The sequence below is a fragment of the Flavobacterium sinopsychrotolerans genome, assembly GCF_900110375.1.
GTDB lineage: Bacteria > Bacteroidota > Bacteroidia > Flavobacteriales > Flavobacteriaceae > Flavobacterium > Flavobacterium sinopsychrotolerans.
The window spans coordinates 1-2,866 of sequence record NZ_FODN01000017.1; the positions used below are offsets into that span (position 1 = coordinate 1).

Annotated in this window: 1 protein-coding gene and 1 pseudogene; one reads left to right on the forward strand and one right to left on the reverse strand. The window is 30.6% G+C overall.

The features are described 5' to 3' along the window. Nucleotides 1-87: 87 nt before the first annotated feature. A pseudogene (locus BMX64_RS15500) lies at nucleotides 88-705 on the forward strand (alkaline phosphatase); the annotation flags it as partial. A 76-nt stretch (nucleotides 706-781) separates the two neighbouring features. Here BMX64_RS15500 and pafA read toward each other — a convergent pair. Then, entirely contained in the window at nucleotides 782-2,398 is a 1,617-nt protein-coding gene (gene pafA, locus BMX64_RS15505) for an alkaline phosphatase PafA (protein WP_091174488.1), read from the reverse strand. Between the last annotated feature and the right edge of the window lie 468 nt (nucleotides 2,399-2,866).

Sequence of the window (2,866 nt, forward strand, 5' to 3'; positions counted from 1 at the left end):
TTAAAAGCTTTGTCATAAATTTTGCGGACTTGTTTCATAGGCTAAAATTAAGATTATTTCTTAACTTTCTGTGATGGCTAAGTTAGCATGTCCAATCATCCTAATGGTTTTGTACTGCAAGTTGAAGCAGGAAAAGTAGACTGGGCAGCACATGGAAATGACATCGCTGGATTACTTTATGATCAAGTAGCTCATGATGAAGCCGTAAAAGTTGCTATTGATTTTGCTGAAAAAGACAAAAACACATTGGTCATTATCACCACAGATCATGGGAATGCAAATCCGGGAATTATCTATGGAAAAGATGCCAATGAAAATTTTGATTCGATCCAAAATTACAGACAAACCAACGATTGGATTTTAAATGGAATTGGTCAAGAAACATCTGTATCACAAGTAATTGAAAGAATTGAATATGCTAATAAAACAGTTTTAAAAGAAGATGAGGCAAAAGAAATTTTGAATTTTTATTCGAATATAAAATTAGAGGAAGGGCTCTATAATCCAAAACACTTGCCTTTCAAAGTACTGGCTGACATTCAAAAGAAACACAATTCAGTAGGTTGGATCAGTATGGATCATTCTGCTGATTATAGTGAATTAGCCATGTATGGACCCGGAAGTGATTTACTGAAACCTTTCATAAAAAACACCGACTTGCATTATTTAATGCTAGAGGCTGCTGAAGTAGAAAACAAATTCTAAAAAACTTAAAAATTTAAAAGCTCCTATCTCATTTAAGATAGGAGCTTTTTATTCTTTAAAAAAGATTTTAAATGAATTATTTTTTTTCCAAAAGCGTTTCTAAAACTTCAGATTCAGTTCCATTAGGAAATGGAATTTTCAACATTTGAGAAAGCGTTGGCGCTATTTGAGTGATGTATTTTTTAGTATGTAATTCTCCTTTTGGAACTTGCCATCCATAAAAAAGTAAAGGCACATGTGTATCATAACTATTAGGTGAACCATGTGTAGTTCCCGTAGCTTGATATTGCATATAACCTGTTTTATCAAGTATGACAATATCTCCATTTTGTTTAGGATCATAACCCTTAGAAATAAAACTTAAAAAATAATCATCTCCTGATGAGGCTAAAATTTCTTCTTCAGTGTATACTCTTTTAACTTGTTCTTGTGTCATCAAAAAATCTTTGAAACTTTGTTTTACTTTAGTTAATTCTAAACCTTTTTGTTTTATAATTTCTTTATTAAAAAAAAGATTAAAGTTAGAATAATCCAATATCAAATCTGAACCAAATGTTTCGTTTGAATGTTTTTTTAATGCCGCAACAATGTCTTTCGAAGGAATATTTTTTACATTGTATTTGTTATCTTTTAAATAATTTGGATTCTCAGCTCCAGCGTGATCAGCAGTTAGAAAAAGCAAATAATTATCCTTTCCAACCGTTTTATCTAAATAGTTTAAAAACTGAGCCATCGTTTGATCCAAACGCAAATAAGTATCCTGTAACTCCATAGAACGCGGTCCAAAAGTATGTCCTACATAATCCGTTGAAGAAAAACTAACAGTCAAAAAATCTGTAATATCATCTTTCCCTAATTCTTCTTTTTCTATAGCTTTCATAGCTAATTCTGCCAAAATATCATTTCCAAAAGGTGTAGTTCTTAAAACATCTGCGCCTTTTTCTTTATAAATTTTACTTAAATCATACGGAAAAACGGGCGCGTTAGCTTTATCTAATTTTCCTTCATAAGGATTATCATCAGGAAGACTTTCATTATAAGTAGCTATAGGTTTCAATAAATTCCAACCTTTATTAATATAATTCATGTATCGTTTTTCTTGGTTAAATTCGGTTACCCAATTAGGCAATGCTGAACCATAAAAAGTACTTGAGATAAAAGCTCCAGTTTTACTATACCATAATGCCCAATTAGCAAAATGACCCGCAGGCAAAATTGCACCACGATCTTTAATACTTAATCCTATCACTTTACCTTTGAAATTTGTTGCCATTCGCAACTCATCAGTAATTGTAGTACTTAACAAGTTTTTAGGAGACATTGCTCCTTCTTTTTCTGTACCGTCACCTACTATTTTTACAGATGCGTCATCCGTACAATACATATCTTTTCCAATAGCTTTATTGAACCAATCATTTCCTACTATTCCATGTGTAGATGGAGTAGTTCCAGTATAAATACTTGCATGACCAGGAGCCGTATAAGTGGGAACATAATTATAATGCATATTGTGAAAAGTATATCCATTATTCATTAATCTTTTAAAACCATTCGCAGAAAAATCATCTGAAAAACGATATAAATATTCCATTTTCATTTGATCTACCACTATACCTACCACTAATTTGGGGCGTTGTTGCGCTTGTGAGTTTAAAGACATAATAAATGTCAAAAACAAAAAAATTATTTTCATATTATATTTTTATATTTAAAACAAAAATACAACTTAAAGTTTAATCAAACTCCGAACAAAAACTTAAGGATAATAAATTAATCTATTCTTAACTTTATTAAAAATATTTACGCGAAAATCAGTAAGCCATGCATGGATAGTTCTATAGCTACTTAAGAGAGGTTTTGTTTGAAAAATATTATAAAAGGAGAAATATTTCCCTATTTCAAATTTGCATAAATGAAAAAAATATTATTAAACCACTTGATCCGTCTGAATATGCTAAGAAAAATATAAAAAAAGACGTTAAAAGATAAATTTATATGGATAAGTTTCATAGACAATTACAAACTGCACTATACACAAAAAAACCTAATCAAATTCAAGATGAGGATTCTTCAAGGAAAGGCGACCAGCTGAGGCGTTTTCCGAACACTTCGGAGAGTTATAAAACAAAAAATCCTCATCAAATAAATGATGAGGATTTAA

Excerpts from the sequence above, each read along its gene's own strand:
- pafA (WP_091174488.1), bottom strand. The coding sequence starts at position 2,398 with ATGAAAATAATTTTTTTGTTTTTGACATTTATTATGTCTTTAAACTCA.